General features: G+C 65.4%; 17 protein-coding genes. 9 read left to right on the top strand and 8 right to left on the bottom strand.

Annotation, left to right across the window (positions count from 1 at the left end):
* From B7R93_RS03855 to B7R93_RS03865, 3 genes are all read left to right on the top strand, one after another.
* A partial coding sequence (locus tag B7R93_RS03855; protein ID WP_103019514.1) for a glycosyltransferase family 4 protein occupies positions 1-857 on the top strand: 857 nt, incomplete at its 5' end.
* Positions 858-915: 58 nt separating this feature from the next.
* Positions 916-2,490, top strand: a complete 1,575-nt coding sequence (locus tag B7R93_RS03860; RefSeq protein ID WP_103019515.1) for an SDR family NAD(P)-dependent oxidoreductase — start codon at positions 916-918, stop codon at positions 2,488-2,490.
* Between the two features lie 266 nt (positions 2,491-2,756).
* The gene (locus tag B7R93_RS03865; protein ID WP_232797986.1) at positions 2,757-3,326 is read left to right on the top strand and encodes a DUF2231 domain-containing protein; all 570 of its coding nucleotides are present in this window, start codon (positions 2,757-2,759) and stop codon (positions 3,324-3,326) included.
* Positions 3,327-3,341: 15 nt separating this feature from the next.
* Here the strand turns inward: B7R93_RS03865 and B7R93_RS03870 are convergent, their stop codons facing one another.
* The 4 genes from B7R93_RS03870 to alr form a co-directional block, all read right to left on the bottom strand.
* On the bottom strand, positions 3,342-5,618 hold the full coding sequence (locus B7R93_RS03870) for an alpha-ketoacid dehydrogenase subunit alpha/beta (protein ID WP_232797987.1): 2,277 nt from the start codon (positions 5,616-5,618) through the stop codon (positions 3,342-3,344).
* Positions 5,619-6,190: 572 nt separating this feature from the next.
* Positions 6,191-7,651: a sensor histidine kinase gene (locus tag B7R93_RS03875; RefSeq protein WP_198598574.1), complete on the bottom strand. Its 1,461-nt coding sequence runs from the start codon at positions 7,649-7,651 to the stop codon at positions 6,191-6,193.
* Positions 7,652-7,704: 53 nt separating this feature from the next.
* Positions 7,705-8,418 carry a response regulator transcription factor gene (locus B7R93_RS03880; protein ID WP_103019517.1) on the bottom strand — a complete coding sequence of 238 codons (714 nt, stop codon included), beginning with the start codon at positions 8,416-8,418 and terminating at the stop codon, positions 7,705-7,707.
* Between the two features lie 169 nt (positions 8,419-8,587).
* Entirely contained in the window at positions 8,588-9,745 is a 1,158-nt protein-coding gene (alr, locus tag B7R93_RS03885; RefSeq protein ID WP_232797988.1) for an alanine racemase, read from the bottom strand.
* Positions 9,746-10,314: 569 nt separating this feature from the next.
* Here alr and B7R93_RS03890 point away from each other — a divergent pair.
* The 5 genes from B7R93_RS03890 (at position 10,315) to otsB (ending at position 16,359) form a co-directional block, all read left to right on the top strand.
* The gene (locus B7R93_RS03890; protein ID WP_103019518.1) at positions 10,315-12,642 is read left to right on the top strand and encodes a S9 family peptidase; all 2,328 of its coding nucleotides are present in this window, start codon (positions 10,315-10,317) and stop codon (positions 12,640-12,642) included.
* Between the two features lie 14 nt (positions 12,643-12,656).
* Complete coding sequence (locus B7R93_RS03895; RefSeq protein WP_103019519.1) at positions 12,657-13,604, top strand: glycerophosphodiester phosphodiesterase family protein; 948 nt, start codon at positions 12,657-12,659, stop codon at positions 13,602-13,604.
* Positions 13,605-13,661: 57 nt separating this feature from the next.
* Positions 13,662-13,964, top strand: coding sequence for a hypothetical protein (locus B7R93_RS03900; RefSeq protein WP_103019520.1), 303 nt, complete (start codon positions 13,662-13,664; stop codon positions 13,962-13,964).
* 196 nt (positions 13,965-14,160) lie between these two features.
* On the top strand, positions 14,161-15,549 hold the full coding sequence (locus B7R93_RS03905; protein WP_198598575.1) for an alpha,alpha-trehalose-phosphate synthase (UDP-forming): 1,389 nt from the start codon (positions 14,161-14,163) through the stop codon (positions 15,547-15,549).
* Between the two features lie 90 nt (positions 15,550-15,639).
* On the top strand, positions 15,640-16,359 hold the full coding sequence (gene otsB / locus B7R93_RS03910) for a trehalose-phosphatase (RefSeq protein WP_232797989.1): 720 nt from the start codon (positions 15,640-15,642) through the stop codon (positions 16,357-16,359).
* 152 nt (positions 16,360-16,511) lie between these two features.
* On the opposite strand, the gene B7R93_RS03915 is transcribed toward otsB, so the two are convergent.
* The 3 genes from B7R93_RS03915 to B7R93_RS03925 all read right to left on the bottom strand — a co-directional run bounded on the left by B7R93_RS03915 (position 16,512) and on the right by B7R93_RS03925 (position 19,630).
* Entirely contained in the window at positions 16,512-17,582 is a 1,071-nt protein-coding gene (locus tag B7R93_RS03915) for a mannose-1-phosphate guanylyltransferase (RefSeq protein ID WP_103019522.1), read from the bottom strand.
* A 131-nt stretch (positions 17,583-17,713) separates the two neighbouring features.
* Positions 17,714-18,685, bottom strand: a complete 972-nt coding sequence (locus B7R93_RS03920) for a glycosyltransferase family 2 protein (protein WP_157942188.1) — start codon at positions 18,683-18,685, stop codon at positions 17,714-17,716.
* A gap of 42 nt (positions 18,686-18,727) precedes the next feature.
* Positions 18,728-19,630, bottom strand: coding sequence for an alpha-1,2-fucosyltransferase (locus tag B7R93_RS03925; protein WP_157942189.1), 903 nt, complete (start codon positions 19,628-19,630; stop codon positions 18,728-18,730).
* A gap of 169 nt (positions 19,631-19,799) precedes the next feature.
* Here B7R93_RS03925 and B7R93_RS03930 point away from each other — a divergent pair, with 169 nt between their 5' ends.
* A complete protein-coding gene (locus B7R93_RS03930) occupies positions 19,800-20,969 on the top strand; it encodes a glycosyltransferase family 4 protein (RefSeq protein ID WP_103019524.1) in 1,170 nt (389 codons plus the stop codon).
* On the opposite strand, the gene B7R93_RS03935 is transcribed toward B7R93_RS03930, so the two are convergent.
* Positions 20,953-26,013 (bottom strand): C25 family cysteine peptidase, encoded by a 5,061-nt coding sequence (locus B7R93_RS03935; protein ID WP_103019525.1) that lies wholly within the window; start codon positions 26,011-26,013, stop codon positions 20,953-20,955. The genes B7R93_RS03930 and B7R93_RS03935 overlap by 17 nt on opposite strands.
* Positions 26,014-26,025: the final 12 nt, after the last annotated feature.

The following is a 26,025-nucleotide window of genomic DNA, read 5'->3' on the forward strand; positions in this document are numbered from 1 at the left end:
GGATTCGCGACGTGCCGTGGGTCTTCGAGGTGCAGGACCTCTGGCCCGCATTTCCCATTCAGATGGGTGCGGTGCCGAACGTCGGCCTGCCGAGGCTGCTACGGTGGGGAGAAGCGGCGCTGTACCGGAGCGCAGCAGAGGTCGTGACCGTCTCGCCCGACATGGAGCAGCACGTCCGCGTCCAAGCCCCCTCCGCGTCGGTGACAACGCTGCCGTATGGGGCCGATCCGGCAGTCCTGGACACTGTCGATGAGAACCGTGTCCTGACGGAGCCCCTGTCCCGCGATCGACGCTTCCTCGTGCTCTACGCCGGCACGTTTGGCCGCGCGAACGCGATTCCGACGCTGCTCGACGCGGCCCGCCGTCTCGTCGACGGTCGGTCGGACGTGCTCGTGGCTCTTGCCGGACGGGGCCACCATGCCCCTCTCGTGGAGCAGGCAGCCCGCCGACACGACGCTATTCGTCGGCTTTCGCCCCGTCCCTACCCCGATACCCTCGCGCTGTTCGAGCACGCCGACCTGTCGCTCATCCCCTTCCGCGATCGTCCCGTGCTGGCCGCCAACGCGCCCAGCAAGTTTTTCGATAGCCTCGCCACGGGGACCCCCGTCGTGGTCACGAACCCTGGGTGGACCCGGCGGTTTGTGGAGCGGCACGGTTGCGGGTGGTCCGTGCCGCCCGAGTCGCCCGGCGCCCTCGCCGACCGCGTTCGGGCCGTCCTCGCCTCCCCCAAGGCCCGCCGCCAGGCCGGCCAGAACGCCCGCGCCGCGGCGCGGCGCTGCTTCAATCGGGACGCGATGCTCAACCGGTACACGTCCCTCATAGAGACCGCCGCCGGTCTCGCCTCAAACCGGGGGTAGGATCGTTTCCACCAGGGGGCAGAGGGATTTTCGGAATCACCAGTCCGTGTGTTGTCTTATGCCTGTCTCTCGTTCTGCCCCCGAGCACACCACCGCTGAGGCACGGCTGCGGGAGTGGGGCCCTCTTTTCTTGGCCCTCCCGGACGCGCTGCTCGTGTACGGGAGCCTGCTTCTCGGGCGCATGCTTCACGCCGGGGACGAGAGCCTCTCGCACGGGACAGAAGGCGCAACGGCCTCCCTCCTCGTGCTGGGCGTGTACGGCGCCGCACTGGGCGCCAGCGGCATTTACCGCCTCTCGCCCCGACGGGTGCACCTGTCGGACCTATGGCGCGTAGGGATGTGGCTCGTTGGGGCATGGGGGGGCATGGCCCTCACCCACGTGGTCGCTCCGGCCACAGCCCCCCCGCCCAGCGTCCTCGCAGTGCCGGGCCTCCTGGCCCCGGTCGGGATTCTTGGGCTCCGGGTGGGGTGCCGCGGGCTTCTTGCCATGAGCTGCTCCACCCCCACCAGGTCGTCTCCCGACCCTCCCCCCTCCGGCTTGGACCTGAGCGACCTCGTGCCCCGGGAGCCAGGAGCCGTAGACCGAACCGCCCTGGAGGCCGTGCTGTCCGGCCGCACTGTGCTCGTCACGGGCGCCGGCGGCTCCATCGGATCGGAGCTGAGCCGACAGCTGCTGGCCCTAGAGCCGTCCCGGGTCGTGCTCGTCGATGTGAGCGAGCGCACCCTCTACCGACTCGAACGCACCCTCCAAGCCAACGGGGACCGCAACGGACTGGACCTGTGCATGGCCGACGTGCGAGATGCCCCTCGCATGGACGCCCTTCTTGCCCACCACCGGCCCGACGTGGTAATCCACGCGGCGGCCTACAAGCACGTGCCCCTCATGGAGCGTCACCCCGTGGAGGCGTTCCACAACAACACCCAGGCCTCCGTCCAGCTTCTCCAGCTCTGCGAGCAGCACGCGGTCGACCGGTTCATCTTCGTGTCCACCGACAAGGCCGTCCACCCGTCGAGCGTACTCGGGACGACCAAGCGGCTGGCCGAGTGGTACGTGCGCACCGGTTCGGGGCCGATGCGGTGCACGACGGTGCGCTTCGGGAACGTGTTCGGGACGGAAGGGGGCGTGGTGCCCCGGTTCGAAGAAAAGCTTGCCGCGGGCGAACCGCTTCCCGTCACCCACCCGGACATGGAGCGTTACTTCATGAGCCGGACGGAGGCCTGCGGGCTCATCCTGCATACCCTTCTCCTCGACGCTGCGCCCACCTACAGCTTTCGGATGGGCGATCCCATTCGCATCGAGTGGCTAGCAAAACGGTTTGTCCGTCACTGGGCCCCACACGTCAACCCCGAGACAATGATCGAGTACGTGGGGCGACGTCCCGGCGAGAAGCTCAGCGAACGGCTCGTGCGAGACGATGAGACGGTGCACGCCACCGAGCACCCGAACATCCTCGGGCTGGAGGGGCCGGTGCCGTACCGCCGCGCTGTGCTCAACGCCCACCTCCAGCGGCTGCGGTCGGCCGCAGTGACCCCACACACGCCTCACGCCCACCTGCGGCATCTGCTCCTCGAAGCCCGTCCTGACGACGGCCGGCGTCGGACGAACGGCGCACGGGCCTCCCTCAACCCGTAGTCGGGACGCAGGCTACACCACCGCCGTCTTCGAGGATGCCGGCCTCCCGGCCCACACAAGCAGAAACCGCGCCCACGTCCTCCCTTTCCTGGGCAACGTTCCCAGGAACCGCCCGGTCGGACAGCCCCCGGAAGAGGCAATAATTTCGCCTTCGTTGAGGTGCAGGACGCTGGTATCGGTTTGGTTACGATTTTTCAGAACCATGCCCTCGCGACGGTGGGTTTTCGGGGACGTTGCCGTCAACTCCAAAACATGTCCACGTCCCTGTGGTCCCTGACTTTCTGCTGCCCGAGTGGGTGCCCAACGCGCACCCGCTCATCGTGCACTTTCCCATTGCCCTGATCTTCGTGTCCTTGGCCGCCGACGCACTCGCCCTGTGGCTGGGAGATCAGTGGGAAACGGGGCGGGAGGTCGCGACGGGGCTCTACGCGGCGACGGGGCTGAGCACGGTCGTCAGTTATTACAGCGGCACCTGGGCGATCGACACAGTGCCGATCGTCACGCCCGGGGCCGCCCAGACCCTGTCGACGCACTCGTTCTGGGCGTGGTATACGATGGCCTCCACGAGCGGATACGCCCTGCTCCGGACCGCCGGGCTGTTTGTGTCTCGGGTCCGCGCCCGACGATCCGCCCACCTCGTCCTGTTCGTTCTCGGACTGGGAACCCTGTACCCAATGTACGAAACCGGCGAGAACGGCGGCGCCATGGTGTACAAGCGGGGCGTGGGGGTCACCCGCATTCAGGAGGTGCCGCCCTCGTCTTCCCCTGCCCAGGACTCCACGCGGCGGGACACCGTACAGGCCGCCGAGCCGACGCCACGCACCGAGGCGCCGTAGCGCCTCCGAAGAAGCCTAGAATGCGGCGAGGTCACGAGCCGCTTTCAGGATCCCTTCGTCGCTCGGCAGTACGGCCCGCTCCAGGTCGTGAGCGAACGGAATCGGCGTAAATTCGCCCGCCACGCGGCGGACAGGAGCGTCGAGGTGCGTGAACGCGTCGTCGGCGATCTGGGCGCAGAGCTCGGCGCCAAACCCGATGAATTCGTGGTCCTCGTAGACGACGAGCGCGCGGTTCGTCTTTCGGACCGACTCCAGGATCGTCTCCGAGTCGAGCGGCACGATGGTGCGCAGGTCGACGACCTCTACGTCCACGCCCTCCTGCTCCAGCTCCTGCGCCGCGTTGAGCGACTTCTGGGCCATCATGCCATAGGTGATGATCGTCAGGTCCGATCCCTCGCGGGCGATGCGCGCCTCGCCGAAGGGAAGCGTGTAGTCTTCCGGGGGCCTGGGGGTGCGGGCCGACGCGGCGCGGTAGAGTGCCTTGTGCTCCAGAAACAGCACCGGGTCTTCCGAGCGAATGGCGGTGGCGAGAAGGCCCTTCGCGTCGGCGGCCGTGGAGGGGAGGGCCACCTTTAGGCCGGGCGTGTGGCCGAAGATCGATTCGACGTTCTGCGAGTGGCACAGGCCCCCGTGGATGTAGCCCCCACAGGGCACGCGGACGACCATCGGACAGCTCCACTGCCCGTCCGAGCGATAGCGAAAGGGCGCCACCTGATTGCGCAGCTGCTGCATCGCCGGCCAGATGTAGTCGGCAAACTGGATCTCGACGACCGGCGTGAACCCGCTCGCGGCGTAGCCCACCGCGGTGCCAATAATGGATCCCTCGGCCAGGGGCGAGTTGAAGCAGCGATCCTCACCAAACTCGTCGGTGAGATCCTTGGTCGCAGTAAAGACCCCGCCCTTATCGCCCGCGACATCTTCGCCGTAGACAACAATCGACTCGTCACGCGCCATCTCCTCCTTGAGCGTACGGTTGATGGCGTCGACCATGACCGTCGGCTCGGCGTCTTCGTCGAGGTCGTCCTCAGAGTTGTATTCAAGATCGAGATCGCCCTCGAAGAAGACGTGGTCGGAGGCCGTCTCGGCAGCGGGATCGTCCTGTTGCTTGACCCATTCAGTGGCCTCGTTGACCTCTTCGTGGACCTCTTCCTGCAGGGCCTCCGCGTCTTCCCTCGTCAGGGTGCCCTCGTCGATGAGGGTTTCTTGTAGGCGATCGATGGGATCGATCTTGCGGTCGGCCTCCAGCTCGTCGGGCGTGCGGTACTTGGTGTGGTCGTCCGAAGAGGAGTGGGGCAGCAGGCGCACCACGTCGGCCACGAGACAGACCGGCCCGTTGCCCTCGCGGATGTGTCGGATGGCGGCCTGCGCGGCGGAGGCGCTGGCGAAGAAGTCGGTCCCGTCTACGCGCATCCGGCTGAGGCCTTCGTAGCCCGCGGTCAGCTTGTACGGGGTCCCGCCCGCCGTCTGCTCCTCAATGGGAACGCTGATGGCGTACTTGTTGTCCTGAACCAAAAACAGGGCGGGCGCCTGCTCGCGGGCTGCCCAGTTGAGGGCCTCGTGGAAGTCGCCCTGCGAGGTGGCCCCGTCGCCGCACGAGATGTATACGTAGTTGTCCTCCCCGCGCTGCTGGATTCCAAACCCGAACCCAACCCCGGGGTTGAACTGCGCCCCGACCGAGGAGGCCGTCGTCATTACATTGAGATGCTTCAGGCCGAAGTGCTCCGGCATTTGGCGTCCCCCCGAGTTCGGGTCGTCGGCCTTCGCAAGATGGGCAAGCAGGGCCTCTTTCGTCGTCATTCCGAGAGAGAGCGCCATGCACAGGTCCCGGTAGTAGAAACAGAACCAGTCGTGGCCGGGCCCCTCTCCGGGCCGTGAATAGCGGCCAATTGCCGACTGCACGGCCTCGTGCCCGGCACACCCGATGTGGAAGTGCCCCTTGCCCTGCTTGATCAGCGTCATCATCTTCTCGTCCAGCCGCCGCGAGAGCATCATCGTCCGAAGCCGCCGCCGCAAATCATCGGGCTCAAAATCTGCGGGCGACAGTTCGTCGATCGCGATCGACCCGTCCGACCTGATGGACGGAATCTGAGGAATGGCCGCGTGGCCGTCTCCATGCATGCTCTCGGCCGGACGTTCCTCTGCGACGGCCTCCACGGCCTCTTTCCCGTCGGGGGACGAGGGAGGATCCGGCAGCTCCGGCTCCGTCGATTCAGCCTCCGGGACGCCCGACGACGCATTCGTCTGAGGATCGAGGTCCGAGTCGTTTGTGTCTTGCATCTCGGGTGTAGCCATTGGTCGAAGCCAGCTAGATGAGTCGACACGGCATCGAGCGCCAAAGGATCCTCCATCGCCGCCCATCGCCCTCGAAGCCCCCCTGTGCACAGATCCCCGCCGCCCCGTCACGCCTGCACACGCAGGCACAATGATCGGTTGCACCCTGAGAAGCTGTTTGGCAGACGTTCTGTGGCCACCCCGACGAGTCCTTGGTCGCTGTGCTCCCAGCGCTGCGACTTCGTGGTTCTCGCGCAAAAAGTCTTCTGCACTCGCCTGGTAGCTCACCACGGGCATGACCTCGCTCCTGCTCGGCCCCCGCTACAAGGCTCGCTTGGGCACCCTTTTGCGACGTCGCCCACTGTGTTTATTCGGCTGGGCCTCGTCAGTCGCTACGCTCGTGTCGGCTGAGCATCAATCCACCAAACAGCTTTTGAAAGCGCTTCCGAACAAAGAGTACACTGAGGAGGAGCTGAGCGCTCAGCATGTTCAGTGTATGAAATTCCTCAGTCTACAGAAAGATTCTTCTGCGAAGACCTGGCGAGGATCCAGGGGGTTGGGCACAGCCCCCAAAGGCCGAGCCCGGCCGTGGGCTACGCCTCTACGGCCTCCGGCTCGGGCTCGTGGGGAAGCTCAAACCAGAACCGGGTCCCACGTCCCTTGGTGCTCTCGACGTGGATGTCCTCGCCGTGGGCCTGCAGAATCTGCTTCACGATGCTAAGCCCGAGCCCCGTTCCGCCGCTTTCGCGGGAGCGATCCGGGTCCACTCGGTAGAAGCGTTCGAAGATGCGGTCGAGGTGATCTTCGTCGATGCCCTGTCCCGTGTCCACGATTTCCACGCGGACCTTGTCGAGGCGCCGCTGCACCCGACACCGGACGGATCCACTGCCGGTGTAGGCGATCCCATTCTCGATGAGGTTGGTCAGCACCTGGCGGACGCGGGAGCGATCGGCATGGACGAAGAAGCGGGACACATCGGCCTCGAAGCCCAGGTCCTTTTCTTCGGCCTTCGGCCGCAGCATCTCGGCCACCTCGTCGATCAGGTCCTTCAGGTCAAACACCGACCGGTTGATGAGGTCTTCCCGGTACTCAAGCCGGGCGATGTCGATGAGGTCGTTGAAGAGGTTCTGGAGGCGATTCAGGTTGGTCAGCGCCTTCTCGGAGTACATTTTTCGCTGCTCATTGTCGAGCCCGGGCGTTCCGAGGGCCTCCAGGTACCCGCTGATGGAGAAGATCGGGTTGCGGACCTCGTGGGAGACGTTGCCAATGAACTCGCTCTGCAGCCGGGTCATGCGCTCCAGCTCTTCGATCTTCTCCCGGAACGTGTCGGAGGCCCGGTTGAGGCTCTCGGCGAGGTCTTGAAACTCCGCCGCGCGGGACTCAACCCGAATTTTGCCGGTCAGCTCCCCCTCGGCCACCCGACGGGCCGTTTTGCTGATGTGCGTGAGGGGGGTCGTCACCTGGTAGGCCGCGATGAAGCTGCCGACGAGCGCCAGTATGAGCGCCAGAATCATGCCCAGCACGAGCACGACCTGAGAGCGCTGGGCAAGCCCGTACAGCGGCGGGGGGGACTGGCCCACCCGCACGATCAGGTTTGAGGAGGGGCGGTAGAGGGCCGCCAGGAAGAACCGCTCCCCGTCCTCGGGCTGCAGTCGTGCAAACCGGACCGTCGTCTCCATCTTGTTCTCGAGGGCCGACACATCAATCAGCGTGTCGGCCGGGACGGACCGGCCCGCCCGAGACGAAGGGTGGTAGGTCGTGTCGGAGGTCACGAGCGCAATGTCCAGGCCTCGCAGCTCCGTCAGGTTGTCCACGATGCGTCCCCGCCGAACCGGATCCGGCTCCTGCTCCACCTGGACCGCAATCCGGTTGGCCTGGTTGCGGAGCGTTTCCTGCATGGCCGTCCGCATCTCGCCCCGCAGGACCAGCATCACGTAGAGCCCCACCCCCACGACGGCCGTGCCCACGAACAGGGCAAACGTCAAGACCATCCAGGTCTGTGTTGAGGCCCGACGGGGCAGAAGCGCATCCTGAATTGACCGAGCAAGAGACATGCGGCGCAGCCAGAAGCCAACTCCCACAAATTAAATGCGCAACGCGGCAGGGGCTACGCTTCGGCCGACTCTTCCTCCTGCACGAACCGGTACCCGACGCCCCGAACCGTCTGGATGTGCTTGGCAAAGTCGCCCAGCTTCTCGCGCAGGTTCTTAATGTGGGCGTCGACAGTCCGCTCGGTTACCATCATGGCGTCTTTCCAGATGGTCTCCAGCAGCTGCTGGCGGGTGAAGGCCTTGCGGGGGTGGCGCACCAGGTAGCGAAGGAGCTCGAACTCCGTGAGCGTCAGGCCGAGGTCCTCCTCGTTCAATTCCGCACGATACTCGTCCTCATAAATCTTGAGGCCGTCGACCTCAAGAATGCTGCTTTCCTCCACACCGGAGCGCCGCAGTACGGCCTTCACGTGCGCCACGAGAACCTGCGGCGAGACCGGCTTCGTGAGATAGTCATCGCCCCCCAGCATCAAGCCCTCGATCTGGTCTTCCTCTTCGGTCTTTGCGCTCAGGAAGACGATGGGAATTTCCTCGGTCTCGACGCGATCTCGGAGCTCTCTACAGACTTCGTAGCCGTCCACGCCGGGAAGCATGATGTCCAGCACAATCAAGTCGATTTTCCCCGAGGCCGTTTCGAGGGCCTCCTCGCCGTCGAAGGCCGTATGGACCGTGTATCCTTCTTCTTCAAGAAAGTGACCAACAACCTCAACAACATCTTTCTCATCGTCAACAACGAGAACATCAATGTCGCTAGGATCGGCAGTAATAGGCATTGGTTATAAGGAGATTTATGAGTGGAAACAAAACTTTGTAAGTCGTTCTGGCTTCGGATCCGGAGAGAACATGTCATTCACCGCCGTGCATCCTATGCGACAGCCGTAGGATGGGATGCAGTCTCCGCATCGTGACTCCCGACTTAAATGTAACAATGGTGTGTATCGTTCAGACCCTCGGTGCGGCAGACTGTGCCGCACGAGACAGGGCCCCGTCGGCGCAATTCACATGCCGTCGGGGCACACGCGGGGACACCCCACACAGAATTTCGTACGGGATGGTGTCGGCCCACTGGGCTACGTCGTAGACGGTGGGGCCAGCAGGGCCAAACAAGACGGCCTCGTCGCCCCGGTCGACGCGGGTGGCCGGGGCCTTGTCCGGAGGCCCAAGGTTTACCATACACATGTCCATACAGATGGTGCCCACGATGGGGCACAAGGCACCTCCAACTCGCACAGAGGCGCGGCCACAGCACCGGCGCGGGTATCCGTCGCCGTATCCAACCCCCAGTGTTGCGATGCGAGTCCGGCGCGGGGCCTGCCACTCCGCCCCGTACGAGACCGGCGTACCGGCCGACACCGTCTTCAGATGGGTGACGCGGGCCGTAAGCCGCATGGCAGGACGCAGGTCAAGCCGGGCGCTCAGTTCCGGGGTCGCCGCCAGGCCGTACAGGGCAATTCCGCTCCGCACGAGGGATGCCTCAAACTCGTGGGCGGGCTCTCCAAGGGTAAGAAGGGCCCCTGTGTTGGCCGCATGCACGTGCTCCACATCCACGTCTACCGCGTCTACCACCGCCCGGAAGCGATCGAGCTGCGTCTTTGCAAACGAGCTTCCGGGGGCATCGGCGGTCGCGAAATGGGTCCACAGCCCAGCGAGGCGGACGCCGGGGGCATCGGCCAGGCGCGCCATTACCGCCGGCACGTCGTCGGGGGCCAGCCCAAGGCGCCCCATGCCGGTGTCGACCGTAACGTGGACCCGAAGCGGCGCGTTCGGGGAGGCGTGCCGCACGACCGCAGCCGCAACCTCGGCCGAGGGAACGGTCAGGTCAAGGTCGTATTCGGCGTACCGCGGCAGCTGCGCGGCAGCCGGGGCCCCGAGGACGAGGATGCGACCGCGGTGTCCGTCTTCTCGGAGGTGAATGCCCTCGGGCAGCCGGGCCACTCCGTAGTGACGAATCCCCGCCTCGTGCGCCGCCCGGGCCACGGGGCGCACGCCATGCCCGTACGCATCGGCCTTGATGATGGCCATCACGTCGGCCCCGCCGGCCCGCTCCCGCAAGACGCCTGCGTTGTGCCGAATGGCCGCCAGGTCCACGGTGGCGGTCACCGGCGCATCTTCGACGTTATTGGTCGGCTGATCGATGGCGAGACGCTGGGGATACGCGCAAAAAGCAAACGAGCAACCGCTTCATAGGGGTCTGCCCGCACAATGGTTCCCGGACGGACACTTCGAGCCGGACAATTGCCTTCCCAACCAACGGCTACAGACCAGTGCCCGGCCATCTACTCCCGGTCAGCGGGGACTGGTGCAGTGTCACGCAATCCTCTCTGCAATGAAGTCATTTTGAGCAAAGCGAAGCGGAATCGAAAGATCTCCCCAAATGCGGCGAAACCGCCGGACTCGAAGCGGTTCGTCGGTCGCTTGTCAGCTTCTTCAGAGTGACGAGTCCCTCGGTCGTACCCCAAAAAGGATCTTTTGAACGCACACCAGGGAGTGCCTCTGGGGGTCGTCCCGAACGGGATTGCCCCCGGCCAGACGCGGAGGCGTCTTCATTCGTCATACACAGGTGGGGGACCAACCGGTTGAGGCAGACGGCATTGCAAAAGCCCCGAAAGACGAATATGTTCTCGCTACCCATACCCGTCTTTTTTCTCCTCACCCCGCCGCGTCCCCTGATGACCCGCCGCCTCGCCCTTTCGCTTGTCGCCCTTCTGGTGCTCTCTGTTCCCAGGGCTCCTGCCCAGGGGCAGGACGATCCCGCATTCACCCTCGAGAGCATCCACGCCTCGTCCACGTTTCGTGCCAGCACCTTTCAGGGAGGACGGTGGACGGAGCAGGGCCCGGTCATCACGTACATCGAGTCCGCCGACACGGCCGACGCGACGCACCTCCTGCGCTACAACCTGCGGACGGACGAACAGACACGGGTGATCGACGGCACGAACCTGCACGCGGGCGATGTGGATCGGCTCGTGCCGATCGAGGACTACGCCTTTAGCGAATCCGGCGAGAAGGTGCTCATCTACACGGACTCGAAAGAGGTGTGGCGCGCCAACACGAAAGGCTATTACTACGTCTACGATCTCGGTACACAGACGCTCACTCCGGTCTCCAATCGCGACGACGGGTACCAGATGTTTGCGAAGTTCAACCCGTCGGCCACGAAGGTAGCGTTCGTCCGGAAGCGAAACCTGCACGTCGTGGACCTCACAACGGGCACGGAGACGGCCCTCACCACAGACGGCAGCGACGGGACGATTATCAACGGCACATTCGACTGGGTGTACGAGGAGGAGTTTGGGCTGCGCGACGGCTGGCAGTGGAGCCCGGACGGCCGGCGCATCGCGTTCTTCAAGCTTGACGAGTCCGAGACCCGCTCGTTTCCGTTGATGAACAACACCACGCGCTATCCGGAACGTACGGAGTTTCGCTATCCGAAGGCCGGAGAACAGAACAGCGAGATCAAGATCGGGGTGATCGACCTTTCCGCGGTCGACTCCACCGCGAAGGGCCAGCCGCAGGCGATCCAGTATTTCGACACCGACACGTGGAACGCCGGCGGACGAACGCACGAGTACCTGGCCCGCATGGGCTGGACTCCTAAGGTTGACGGCACGCACCGGGTCTGGATGTACCGCCTCAATCGGAATCAGAACGTGCTGGACCTCTTGTACGGCCACCCCGAGACCGGAGACACGAAGCAGGTGCTCCAGGACACGCAAGACACGTACATCGACGTGACCAACGACAAGCTCACCTACCTCGACAACGGGGAGCACTTCGTCTTTCTCTCGGAACGGAATGGGTACAACCACGCCTACCTGTACCGCACTGACGGCACAGAGGTGGGCCCTCTCACCAAGGGACCGTGGGAGGTGACGCAATTCCACGGCGTGAACGAGGACGCCTCGACGGCCTATGTCACCGGCACCCGCGACACGTCATTGGAGCGGCACCTCTACGCGGCGGACGTTTCGTTTGCCCCGCACGAGACGGCTCCGTCCGTCCGCAAAGTGACGTCGCGCCCGGGCTGGCACACCCTCGACCTGTCGGCGGACCATGCTTACTACATCGACCGGCACTCGACGGCGGACACCCCCCCCACCTGGTCCCTCCACGACGTGTCGGGCGAGCGTCTCACCACCCTTCAAGCCAACGACACGCTCGACAAGCGGTTGGACAGTCTTGACCTTCCCAAGAAACAGTTCACGAGCCTTCCCGGGGCCGACGACACCTCTCTGAATGCGTACGTCATCAAGCCCCGGGACTTCGACCCGTCACGGTCGTACCCGGTGCTGATGTACGTCTACGGCGGGCCCGGCGTGCAGACGGTCACCAACCAGTGGGGCGGCACCCGACAGCTGTGGCACCAGTACCTGGCCCGCGCACACGACATGGTCGTCGTCAGCGTCGACAATCGCGGGACCGGGGGACGCGGCAAGGCCTTCCAGGACGTGCCCTACCAGCGCCTCGGCCAGCCGGAGTCGGCCGACCACATCCGCGCGGCGCAGGCCCTCGCCGACTCCGCGTGGGTGGATGCGGACCACATCGGCGTCTGGGGCTGGAGCTACGGCGGCTACATGACCCTCATGTCTATGCTCACGGGCGAGGGGCCGTCCACGTTCGACACGGGCGTCTCGGTGGCCCCCGTCACCGACTGGCGGCTCTACGACACTATCTACACCGAGCGCTACATGTCGACGCCCGACCGGAATGCGGACGGCTACGAGAACGGTGCCCCCCAGACCTACGCCAGTCGCCTGCGCGATGACCAGAACCTGTTGATCGTGCACGGCGACGACGACGACAACGTCCACGTCCAGAACAGCGTGCAGATGGTGAATCAACTGCAGTCGGCCAACAAGCAGTTCCGATTCATGATGTACCCGACCCACGAGCACGGCCTTGCCGGCGGCAACACCCGACTGCACCTGTTCACCATGATCACGAACCATATCGCCGAACACCTGTCGCCGGCCCCAGCCACACAGCACGCGGAGTAACGCGTCCCCTCAGCATGATACCCACTGTACTGCTCTCCCTCCTCGTCACGATCGGGATCGGAATGCCGGCCACGACGCCCCCCGACTCGACCGTCCCGCCGGCCTTCGACCTGCAGGGCCATCGGGGCGCCCGCGGCCTCGCCCCAGAAAACACGTTGCCGGCGTTCCGGCGCGCCCTCCGGATCGGCGTGACGACGCTGGAGATGGACGTTGTGATCAGCGCCGACGGGCAGGTCGTCGTGTCGCACGAGCCCTGGATGAACCCCGATATCTGCGCGCTCCCGGCCGGGGATCCGGTGCCCGAGGACAACGCCCGCGAGCACAATCTCTACCAGATGCCGTACGCCGACATCAGGCAGTACGACTGCGGTCAACGGCAGCATCCCGACTTTCCCCGGCAGACGTCTCGGCCGGCCGCCAAACCGCGCCTCCGCAACGTGATCGAAAGGGCGGAGGCCTATGGGACCGACCATGACCGGTCACCCATATTTTACAACATCGAGATCAAGGCACGGCCCGAGTGGGACGGGACGTTTCACCCTGCGCCGGAGACCTTCACGCGTCGCGTCCTCAACGTGATACACGAGCACGGGGTCGCGGGCCGGACCACGATCCAGTCGTTCGACGAGCGAGCCCTCCGGGCCACCCGACGCCTGCGTGGGAACCGGAACACGGGCACGACCGTGCAGCTTGCTCTCCTAGTGACCGACGCCACGCCGGATGCCCTTCGCCAGCAGCTGGACGCCCTGGGCTTCGTCCCGTCCGTCTACAGCCCCGCCCATTCCGTCGTCGACGAGGCACTGCTCCGGGCCGCCCACGACCGAGGCCTCCGCGTGGTGCCCTGGACCGTCAACGAGCGCGACACGATGCGCCAACTGATTCGGCTGGGGGTCGACGGGCTCATTACCGACTACCCGGACGTCGGGGCGAACGTCGTGGAGGCCCTGGCCGCTTCAGATTGATCGTGCCCGGTCGTCTCGGCCCCTTTCTCACCAGGTCCATTTTTCCCCTCCGTCCTCATGACATCCCGTTCCCCGAGTACAGACGCCCCCGCGGACCGACACTATCAAACCTGGAAAGCGCTTGCCCCGCTCGGCCTCTTGGCCACGGGCCTTGGCGCCAGCGGTGTCGGGCAGTCGGCCCTCCTGAAGGGCCGCGGCGAACCGACCTGGAAGTGGGTGGCCGCCGGCACGGCCAGCCTCGTGGCGCTCAACGCCGGGCTGTGTCTCTTCGGCGACGCCATCAAGCACCGCGCGCTCTACGAATGGGCCCGGCGGCGCGAGGAGGAGGTAGAAGACCCTGAACGCCCCGACTCCCGGTAGCGAGACGACCGGCAAAGGGCCCGCCCCAGGATCCCGTACGAACGACCAGGCGCGGCACAGCCTTGCCATCGTTCGGCCGCACCGGTATGCTGGTAGCGACTCGTCACCGTGTGAAGCGCCCGTGGGCGCACCGACAGTCGCCAGGGCGGTCCCCGCACCCACTCACTGCTTCTCTGACCACGCACTTCTCGTCGCCTTGAGCCTGACTGTAGTTGCGAACCGTGTTCCCGTTCGACAGGCCGACGACGGCTGGGAAACGTCGGTGGGCGGCCTCACCACCGCCCTTCTCCCCGTGCTCGAAGAGAAGGGAGGCACCTGGGTGGGCATGGGCGAGGACCCGGAGCTGCCCAAACGCCAAGCGTATCCGGCCGACAACCCCGACTTTCTCGTGCGGCGCGTGCCCCTGAGCTCGCAGGAGCTCGACGGGTACTACTACGGCATGGCCAATCAGATCCTCTGGCCCCTCTCGCACTACCTGATCCAACACCTCAACCTGGACGACACGTTCATTGAGACGTACCGCCAGGTCAACGAGCGCTTCGCCGAGGCCGTCCTCTCGGAAACCGAAAAGGGCGACGGGGATGTCATCTGGATCCAGGACTACCACCAGATGCTGTCCCCGGGACTCATTCGACAGGAGCGCCCGGAGGCCACCATCGGGCACTTCTGGCACATTCCGTGGCCGGCCATGGAGATCTTTCGCATCCTGCCGTGGTCGCGCGAGCTGCTGCGCGGCATGCTCGGCTGCGACCTGATCGGGTTCCACGTGCAGGAGTACGTCGACAACTTCATCGAGAGCGCCGATGTGCTGCTCGGCGCGGAGGTCGACGGCCACCGCGTCCGGTACGACGGACAGGAGACCCGGGTGGAGGCCCACCCGATCGGAATCGACGTGAACCGGTTCAAGGAGATGTCTCGGGACGCGTCGATCATACAGGAGGCTCAGAAATTCCGTGAGCGTCTCGGCTCCGACCACATTGTCATCGGCATCGACCGGCTCGACTACACAAAAGGCATCCGGGCCCGCATGCTGGCGTTCGAGGCGTTTTTGGAGGAGAACCCCGAGTACCACGGCAACGTGAGCTTCTTCCAAATTGCCACGCCGAGCCGCACGGAGCTGGAATCGTATCAGCAGATCCGTCGCGAGGTGGACGAGGTGGTGGGCCGCATCAACGGCCGCTTCGCCCGGGACAGTTGGGTGCCCGTGAACTACCGCTACCGGACCTACACCCAGTACGAGCTGTGTGCCTTCTACCGGGCCGCCGACGCGGCACTGATCACGCCCCTCCGCGACGGGATGAATGTGGTGACCCAGGAGTTCGTCACCGCCTCACAGGACGGTGTGCTCGTCCTCTCAGAACTGACCGGCGCGGCCTACCTCCTCCCCGAAGCCGTGCAGGTCAACCCCTACGACCACGGCGGCGTGGCCGACGCCATCCGCACTGCCCTCGAGATGCCGACGGGCGAGCGCGAGGAGCGACTCGCCGGGCTCAAGGACACCATCGAAACCCTTGACGTACACAACTGGGCCGGCAACTTTCTGGACTCGATCCGTGAGGACGGACGCGTGAAGAGGGATGCGTGAGGGGCGACAAAGGAAGCGTAGGGCGCAGACAAGGGACTTCACACACCATGCGCCCCGGTTTACGATGTAGAAAGAGGACAGGCAAAACGGATGTCTCCCCCCTGCGGTCCGATGCTTCCGGTGGTCGAAAATCCGCTTTTCTTCCTCGACTACGACGGCACCCTTGCCCCCATCGTGGACGACCCGGACGCGGCTGTGCCCCATCCCGAGGCCCCTGCCCTGCTCCGCCTCCTCGACGCTCGGTTTCCTCTCTGGATCGTGACGGGGCGCGACCTGCAAGCCCTCTCTTCGTTTCTCAACCAGTCCCTGCATGCAATCGGGCTACACGGGGCCCAAGAGGGAATCGTGGGGCGTGACGCCCACAGTCTCATGCCGGATGCCGCCGCCGAGGCCCTCCGGCGCCTCCGTGAAGCCGTGCCGGACGTCGAGGGCCTTCGGGTAGAAGACAAAGACCAGTCCTTCGCGGTGCACTACCGCACGGCGGCGGACACAGACACGGCCCAAGCCCAACTCAAAGACTGGCTTGCCGACCTGCCGGATGGGCTCGACGCCATCTGGGGCAAGCAGGTGGTGGAGCTCCGCCCGGATGGACTGACGAAGGGCACCGCCGTGCGTCGCATTGCGGGCCAGCACCCCGACCGCGTGCCCGTCTACTTGGGGGACGACGTGACGGACGAGGACGCCTTTGCGGCCCTTCAGGAGATGGACCGGGACGTCTGTACGATCAAGGTCGGCGGCGGCGACACGCAGGCCGATGCACGGCTCGACGGCCCTGATGCCGTGATGGCATACCTGCGCCGGTACGGGTGATGCCCAGGGCAGTACCGGGGGCACGTGTCCGAGGGGACCCGCCGGGGCCGCAAGGACGACCGGCCGCAGGCCGTCGCCGTGCGGGCAGCGTCGGACGGGTTCCGCTCAGCCGGGGGCCTTCTTCCGCGGGCTCCGTCTTCGGACCGCCGCCCTCAAACGTACTCCTCAAACTGGTGAGCGTGCAGGTATTCCACGACCTGCTTCACCTGTTGGGCACTCTCGCGGTCACACACCAGCACCGCGTCGTCGGTATCGACAACGACCTTGTCGTGGAGGCCCACGAGCACCACCAGTCGCTCTTCAGTCTGGACGTAGCACCGGCTGGAATCCTGCATGATCACCTCTCCCTCAATCACGTTGCCGTGCTCGTCCTTCTCGCTCAGGTCGTAGACGGCCCGCCAGTCGCCAACGTCGTTCCAGTCGAACGTCCCCGGCACCACGTAGACCGTATCGGCTTGCTCCATCACCCCGTAGTCGATGGAGATGCGCGGGCTCTCCCGAAAGGCGTTCGTGAGCGTCTCGGGGTCGGCGGCACCGTCGGCCTCACGGACTGGGGCAAACGCCTCGTGGGCCTCGGGGAGGTGCGTTTCGACCTGGTCCAGGATCGTGTCCGCCCGCCAGATGAACATGCCGCTGTTCCACAGAAAGTCACCGGCGTCGATGAACCGCTCGGCCGTGGACTGGTCTGGTTTCTCGGCGAAGGTGCGCACGGGGCGAGCGGCAAGGCTCGGCGCCTCCGCGCCGGAACCGTCGTATTGGATGTAGCCGTAGCCGGTGGCCGGATAGGTGGGATCGATGCCGATGGTGACGAGGGCCTCCTGCTCCTGGGCGGCGTCGAACGCCACGTCCAGCGTGTCGTGAAACTGCGCCACGTCCCCAATGACATGATCGGCCGGAAGGACCGCCATCGTTGCGTCCGGGTCCCGCTTCGCAAGCGTCGTGGCCGCGTAGGCGATGCAGGGCGCCGTGTTGCGACTAATCGGCTCCGCGAGGATGTTTTCCTCCGGGACGGCCGGGAGCTGCTTCTTCGTCTTCTCCGTGTACCGTTCGTGGGTCACCACGAGACAGCGTTCCGGCGGGATCAAGCCCTGCAGCCGCGCCACGGTGTTTTGGATGAGCGTGCCATCGCCGAAGATGTCCAGAAACTGCTTGGGGTGCTCCTTGCGGCTGACGGGCCAGAAGCGGGTGCCGATGCCCCCGGCCATAATGACGGCGTACTTCATCGATGTGCAGGGTCTAGTTGAAAAGCAAAGAGGGGGTGCCTCGGTGGGCAGGGCTCCAGACAAGCCTGCGGATACGACGACACCGAACGGCTAAAACATAGGCCTCGACGCCGGAAGTTGCACACGCCCACTCAGGCCTCCGTCGGCTCTTCGTGGAGAAGCGGATGCGCCCGGGTCCAAACCTGCCGAAGCCCCTGCAGGTGGCCCCGGAGCGCCGCGCTGCGGTCCGGATGTGAGGACGCCACGAGCGCAACGAGTTGGCCCACGACGCTCCACCAGAAAGCGAGACGGTTCTCCAGGCGGTCCATGTTCTTCCGGACGAACCAGTACCGCCGTACAAGCCGCTCCCGCGTGGTGGCAGCCGTGCCGCGACGGTTGTGGGGCGACACGCGATGTACGCACTGGGCATCAGGCACTACGGCAAGCGGCCCATCCTCGGCCACGCGAGCCGAAAAGTCGAGGTCCTCGAGACGGGGCGACGGCCCTTCGACCGCAGGGTCGAACCGATGGGTATCGAAGACGGAGGCCCGGTAGCTCGACGCGCAGGTGCTGAGCCACTCGGCCGGCTGTAGGTCCTCGGTCCCGATTGCCCAGGCGGGCGTCGTCTGGCCAGAGGGAAGCACGCGACTCGGCTGATCCACCCGGAGCAAGAAGAGGCGATGCCCCCAGTGGACCCGCGGACGCGGAGACGCCGGGTCGGATTTCAGGATAATGCCTCCCGCCCCGAGGAGGCGAGGGATCCGCTGTAGTGCTCCACGGAGTGCCGCGAAATACCTAGACCGGAGCATCACGTCGTCGTCGAGAAAATGAATGACCTCGACCGAGTCTGGCAGCTGGTCGACACCCGCGTTGCGCTGCCGCGTGCCCGCCGGGGTTCCGGAATATCGGTGGTATCGGACAGGCAATCCTTCGCCGCGCCAGTTCTGAACAATCTCAGTCGTGCGCTCCGCGTCACCGCAGTCGCTTCCGTCCACCACGATCACCAGTCGCCGAGCCGCAGCAGACTGTGACGCCACACTTTGAAGGGTTTCTCTCAATGCATCCGGACGGTTCCGGGTGCAAATTACGACTGCCTCGGACGCGGGGGCAAGGTCTTCGGGCATTGTGGTTTGAGAGGGTCTGTGACGCAATACCTGGGACATCGCTTACCAGTCGACGGGCTCCCACCGGTTCGGGACGATGTCCAAACGCTCAACACGGTCTCGAATCCAGTAGGCCGGGGCGAGGACCGTCTTGTCCTCATTCTGATTCAGCCAGGCACCCCACCAACTCAGCGTACTATTGGCGATGATGTTGTGATCGCACCTCCTCATCAATCGAAGGTCTTCGTAGGGCTCGCTGCCATCATTACAATCAATACATCTCACATTTTCCAAGGGAAACTCCTCGGGAGTTACCCGTCCCACGTTGTCCTTTACCCATCCAATATCGTCCGAAAAGAAAAACAGATGCATCTCTTTCTCTCGTTTCAACAGCCTTCGTACTGAGCACCGATAGTACTGGGCCGGCACTCTCCATCCCTGGTCAACGTAGTCGCCGCGTCGGACGTGTATCCCCACCGAGTTTGTCTCCTCAATCTGCTCTTTCCAGCGCCAGTTGGGCCCGCTTGCTTCTCTGTGTAGTGTAAGCTCTTCTCGTAGCATCCCCCGGATCGAACGAAAGTACTTCTCGGACTGGTAGTAGCCGTAGAGGCGCACGTCTCCGGGGGCACGAAGGACCGCTGGATCGAAGCGATGTGGAGTGTGCAGGTCTTTGTGCACCTTGCAGACCCGGACCCCAAGCCCCGAACTCAGCTCTCGCAGAAGACCAAATAGTTTGAACCATCCTTCTAGAAGGAGATTTTTTTGAATCGGTCGCCGAACGACCGTTCCCTGGATGGCAAACTTTGGAAGATGTAGCTCTCGGGAAGCTCCCCCCACATCCGACACGTCCGCGAAAGAGGAAGCATCCAAGTAAAGCGTAGCCCCTGTCTTGTGCGCGAGGGTCCTGCCGACCGCGTACTGGAAGAGCTGATTCCCCAGCCCTCCGTGCAGCGTCACTGTAGGCATGTGACACAAGAGATGTAGGGAACTGAACGTTTTGGGAGAGTCTGAAGCCTCGTCGAGGCCCTTCTCTTTCGCCTGGTAGAAACGAGAATAGACTGCGCGAACCGCCCGGCAGGGCTCTGGTTCGAACAATTCCATTTTCCGACTTACACCATCTACGACGGGATCTCGCATGGAACAGGGGAATGCCCTCCATTCTCCAACCCGGGTCGCGCACCTCACCACGGTACACCATCCGTTCGACCCGCGCATCTTCCACAAACAGCTTGCGGCGCTCCGCAACGCCGGCTTCGACGCCCACCTCGTTGCCCCCCACGAACGCACCGAGCGCGTCCATGGCATCCCCGTTCACGCCCTGCCGCGGCCCCAGAATCGGGCCCACCGGCTCGCCCTTCAGCCGCGGGTGTTCCGGACGGCCCGCGCGCTCGGCGCCGCGCTGTATCACGTCCACGACCCCGAACTGCTTCCCCTCGCCGGTCTTCTAAAAAAGACAACCGGGGCCCGGGTCGTTTATGACATGCACGAGAACTACCGGTCGAAGGGGGCACTGTTGGGCCGGTTTCTTCGGGCACTGGAGCGCTGGGCCTTCCGGTGGGTCGATCACGTGCTCATCGCCGAGCAAAGCTATCGGGCGATCATGGAGGACCACGCGAGGCCCCACACCTACATTCCCAACTACTTCCGCCCGATCGGGGAGGAGCCCCCGGCCGCCCCTGTGGACATCAGCTCTCCCCCGACACGCCTTCTCTACACCGGCACCCTGTCCGATGGCCGTGGCCTTCGCACGATGGTCCGCCTGGCCGCCCGCATCCGTGGTGCAGACCGTCCAGAAACCCTCTCCCTCGTCGGGATCTGTCGCTACCCGACCCAGCGGGCCCGGACCGAAGAACAGATTCGACGTGGAGGGCTCGGGGCGGTCGTCGACCGTGTGGGCTGGGACACGTACGTCCGTCCCTCGACCATGCCGCCGCACTATCGCCAAGCCGACGTGGGGCTCGCCCTCTGCGAGCCGCGCCCCAACCACGTGGGCTCCATCCCCACGAAGTTCTACGAATATCTCCACTACGGCCTGCCCCTCATTTGCTCGGACATTCCGCTGTGGCGGCGGTTCGTAGACCGGCACGAGTGTGGCGCCGTCGTGCCTCCCAATGATCCAGCAGCGGTGCTCGACGTGCTCGACGAATGGCAGGCCCATCCGGAGCGATACCGGCAGTGCGCAGAGAACGCCCGCACTGCGGCCGGGCAGTACCGCTGGGGGCCGATCGGCAAGCGCCTCGCGGGACTCTACCGTCGTGTGCTTCCGGACAACGTGCCCGAACTCTCCACTACCGAATCACGCTGATTTTTTCGACGTCGCCCCGAAACGTCGTGTCGGTCCCTTCAATCTTGACGCGGTAGAGGTACACACCGGTCGCCACCCGGTCCCCGTCTTCGTCCCGCCCGTTCCAGCGCAGCGTATTCCACCCCACCCGCAGCGGCTGGTCGAGGTGGCGGTCCTCCAGCTGGCGCACGAGGCGGCCGGACAAGGTGTAGATGCGCAGGATAAAATCGCGCAGTGCCTCGTTGCGTCCCCCCTCCACACGGAAGGCAAACGTCGTGTGGGTGTTCATCGGGTTCGGGTACGGGTACACGTCCCGGATCACCTGTGCCCGCTGCACCCGAAAGCTGCCCTGATACGGCTCCACCGCATTCCCCCGCGTGTCCTCGGCCTCCACCTTCAGGGTATACGTCGAGTCGCGCGTCCCAAGGTCGGGCTCGAACTGCAGTCGCAGTGGATCGGTGGTTCCCGAGTCGGGGGGGACGAGGGAGAGGCCGGGGTCCGAAAAGGGGACGCGCCGAAAGTCGGAACCGAGGCCCGGGCCCCGACTTGGGAGCCCGCCTTTCAGATACACGTCGACGTGGGTCGTGTCGTCGAGGAGGAGGTAGGGATTGTCGTCCTGCACGAGCACCTCAAGGGTCGGCTGCGTCGAGACGAACGGAAGCTCAGGGGCCTGGAGGTTGGTCACGTCGTCGGAGGTCGGCGGAAGCTCACGGCCGTTGGCCAGCACGCGCAGAGAGGGGGGCTGGTCGTCCGCCTGCACGAAGAGGTTTCGGACCGCGGTATTGTTGCTTGGAAGGCGCTCCGGCGGTCCCTCCGTGCGCGCCTCCACCCGGAGTACATTGCCGTTCGGGAAGTCCGTGCTCGAAACAGAAAGCGTGCTCGTGTCGCGGCCCCCATCCGGAGACAGGGCCGCGAGGGTATCGGCAAGCAGGGTTGTGGTCGTGTTGGAGGCGTCCTGGAGGGTCGAACGCACACGAACCGGCCGGCTCGCCACCGGGCCCAGGTTCACGACCGCGGCTGGGGCCGAGGCCTGCTCTCCCTGCCGAAGCGTATCGGGAAGCGACGCCAGCCCGGAAGGGTCCAGCACGAGTTCGGGAACGCCCGTGTGCGACACGCTCCACCGGTCGAGCTGCGGCGCGGTGCGGGCCGTCGAGTCCGTAAGGGTGGCGCGCAGATGCAGGTAGGGATGCGTTTCCGCATCGATGGAGCCGAGGGCCTGTGTGCCCGACGGGCCGCCGAGATCGTCGATGAGGACCGTCGAGTCCGCGCCAAGAACATCGAGCGTGACCGCATCCGACGCGTCCGGGGCAGTGCCCTCCCATTCCAGCATCCTCCAGTCGCTGGCCGGGCCGATGCGCGACGAAATTGTGCGCCCGGCGGCGTGCGAGAACGGAGGCTCCGACACGAGGCTGACCTCCTTCACGTCCTCTGCCTCCGAGGGCGGAGAAACCTGCTCTACGGTTTCGTCTGGATGCCCTATGCGGGCTTTCAGGGCCCAGACGTGATTGTACGTGAGCGTATCGACGGCGGCCGAGCCCAGGGTTTGGAAAAGCGACGTTACCTCGTCGGGAATGGTGGCCCCTCCCTGGCGGGCGAGGTGACGGGTGCGGACGAAGACGTAGTCGCCCTGCTGCGGGACGGTGTCGAGGAAGGTGTCAAGGGCATCAATGGCGTCCTGCCCGTCGCCAATAAATTCCCCCCGGTCCCTGAGGTAGTCCTCCCACTGCGTCGGCAGGTCGTAGGTGGGAAACGACTCGCTGGCCCGCACGTCCCCCGTGAGCCCATTCATGACGAGCACGCCAAACCCAAATTTTAGGTACTCGTAGTCGGAGGTTCCGTCGATGATGAAGCCATCCGTGCGAGCCCCCTGTCCCCGCTCCGAGAAGGCCAAAACGTTCCGGGAGTACGTGTCGAACGTCCAGGAGCGCCCGGCACGGCGGAGCCGAGGGCTCTCGTTTTCCGCGAAGAGACGCCCCCGCTGAAGCCACGAGGCCTCCCCGTCGCCTTCTTCTCCGTCGACGGTAAAGCGGGCCGTGCGCCAGGTTTTCGTGCCTCCGTCGGCCAGCCGGGCACGCCAGTAGTAGGTCTGATTTGATGACAGTCTGGGCGGCTGCCACGTGCCGCGTAGACCGTCCACCTCGCGCCGCACCGCGCGGCGGGCCGGCGACGAGAAGTCGGGCACCGTGTCGAGCTGAAGCACGACTGGAATCGGCCCCGCTGCCTGACGGGAGACGACGACCTCCAGCGACGGCTCCGCGGCGGGGATCGTCCCGTAGTCGGGTGGAGCAAGGAGCGAGACGCCCGCGTCGAACACCACTTGGCCCCGCTCGGCCGTGTTGTTCGTTTCGTTGACCTCTTCGTACCGGTTCGTCGGGTCGGCCGCGACGCGGAACGTGTTCGTCCCGATGGCCTGCTCGTCCAGGGAGTCCGAGAACGAGAGCGTCCGCTTGAGCGCAAACCGGTCGAGACGCCGCGTGCGTTGGGTCGTGCGCCCGTCTGGCCGCGCCCAGGTGAGCCGGGCGGTGACGCTGTCGGACGGAACGAGCCCGCGGTTTTGGACCTGGACCGTCGTGGTCAGTGCGTCGGACGGGACTGGGGCCGTCGGCTCCGTCGCGATGAGGTCCGACGACACGTGCAGGTCGGGCTTGGCCGGCAGGGCCACGTTCGTGGCGGGATCCCCGATCAGCCCGTACTGCAGGAGATGCTTTACGTAGAAGTCGCTGTTGCCAAAGTCGGCGGCAATGTCCGCCTTCGCCGAGCGAATGGCCTCCCCGAGCACGCGCATCGTATCGACGAAGACGCGCTGCACGAGGGCGTCGTTGAGCCGGGCCGAGGGCACCAGGTTGCCCAGGGCCGATTCGCCAAAATGGGCGATGCCGCCGTTCAGGGCCCCGTCGCGTGGGGTGCCATCGGGGCGCACGGCGCCGACGACGAGCTGCTCGCCCAGGGACGGAGCACTTTTTTCTTCGAACCGACCGCCCGCAAACGACCCGGTGCGGCAGCCGAGGGACACGACGACGGGCAGGCGCCCGGCGTTGTCGAACTCCGCGGGCGGGTCCGTCACGATCTCCCACGTCTGGGCGCCCGAGTGGCCAAAGTAGCTGAGCCATCCGGTTCCCCGTTGCAGGTCAACGGCCAGGGAGTCCTGAAAGCTGGCGTCGAGGGGATCATTGACTCTTTTGTAGTACCGAAGCGTGTCGGCCCCGGTGTGCACGGGCACCTCGGATCCGTCGATGGACGCCTCGGTGTCCGACGCGATCTCCCCCCAGCGATTGGAGTAGAACTGGAGCTGGTTTTGTTCGCTCTCGGTCGTGCCCCCCGCAAGCAAAAGCATGCGCTTCTGCCACCGCTCCAGGGGCGCCGCCTCGTAGGTCTGGAGCTTGTCCACGAAGAGTTCGCCCTGCGCCACGGAGCGCACCGGAATGCGCCCCACGGCGAGGAGCTCGGACCAGTCGTCGGGCCCCTCGCTCTGCATCGCAAACCACCCGTCCGAGGGCGCATAGCCGAAGGAGGGCACACTCCACTCCGGGTGAAGCGTCTCGACCGAGCCGTCGCGGATGGGATACTGGGCGTCGGCGAAGATCGCGAGGTACTCGGGGGCTGAGGCCCAGTGCTGAGTGGACTGTACGAAGCGACGGATGGCAATCGGGGTGCGCCGCCCGTAGTCAAACTCGTCAAAAATGTTACTCACCAGGGCCACCTCCACGTCGTAGCCGTCGTGCGACCGGCGGTAGTCGGCCAGCTGCTCGGCGGCGGGGAGCAGTGCCTCGGTGGTGAGGAGGAGATAGTCGGCGCTGTGGGCGTCGGGGGCCGACCAGTTGCTCGGCGCGTCCGGCTGGATGGCAGCGGGCGTCTTGTACCCGTCCGCTCCTACGGCCCAGTGCGGCGCCGGGGCCGTCGACGGGGCGGCCTCCACGAACGCGGTGTCGCCCTCAATGGCCGCTTCGTACCGACGAGCATCGGCGGGGCTGTACACGCGCACCGAGTCGCCCGTGTGGCCCGTCAGGGCGAAGGTTGTCGCGTCGGTCGTAGGCACGACGAAGCGCTGCGCGTCGTCGCCCTGAGCGGCGAGGACACGTGTGTAGGCCGCCTCCGCCCAGTCGAACAGGACGTAGTTCGGCGTGCTCGACGGGTCGGGGCAGTTGAGGTCGGCCGCGAAGCCGTCGTTGTAGGAGGTGAGGCGCAGCTCCAGCCCCCCCTCCGGAATGCGGTTCTGCGCGACGGACGCCTCGAGCGTCCGCCGGGCGAGGCCCTCCCACTCCGCAGTCGCGAGCGACTCGAAGGCAGGCGTCCCGCCCGGCTGCCGGAGCCTCCCTTCGACCTCGACGCGGTGGCACGAACTGCTCGCGGCGTCCACCCGAACCCGAAGGTCGAGCGACGCGCCCGTGTCCGCCCGACGCCCGACGGGAAGGGTATAGGTTTCCGAAAGGGGCGCCGTGTCGTTGTGCCGAAACTGGCGCCAGTAGTAGCCCTCCGACTCGGTGTAGAGGGGATTCCCAGTACTGCTCGGGCGGCCAAAGTAGTAGGTCTCGTCCTGCTCGATGCGCACCGTGTCGCGAAGGGCCTTCGTCGGGGGGGACGCGCTCGGCGACACCTGCGCGTACCGACGCCCGCCGTTCCCGCCCCACGTCATCCAGTAGTGGGTCGTATCGCTGTAGAGACTGCGGTGGGTGCTGCTCTGCGCCGAGGCGTCTCCGTCGTAGGCCCAGCGCTCGTCGTCCCCTCGGTTCCGATGGCCCACGAACGTAACCGTGTCCGACGGATCGAGGACACCGTCCGCGGCTCCTTCAACGTGAACTGGGACCTCCGTTCCGTTCTCCAGAAGCCGAATGGTCGCCGGGGAAATGTCGGCGAGCGTCGTTCCGTCCGGCAGTGCGCTCGCAAACGCTCCCGCCGGGACGCGATACACCCCGTCGGCGGCAACGCTGATTTGGAGGTGCGGGGCCTCTGGGTCGTACCATCCGGGATCAAAGTCGTCGCCCGCCTGCCCCACGGCGGACACGGGCATCAGAAGCAGAAGCCCCCGGAGCGCCGCCCAACAGAAAACGTCACGGAGGTCGATCATGATGAGAGGAGA

Source organism: Salinibacter altiplanensis (assembly GCF_002894645.1).
Taxonomy (GTDB): Bacteria; Bacteroidota; Rhodothermia; order Rhodothermales; family Salinibacteraceae; genus Salinibacter; species Salinibacter altiplanensis.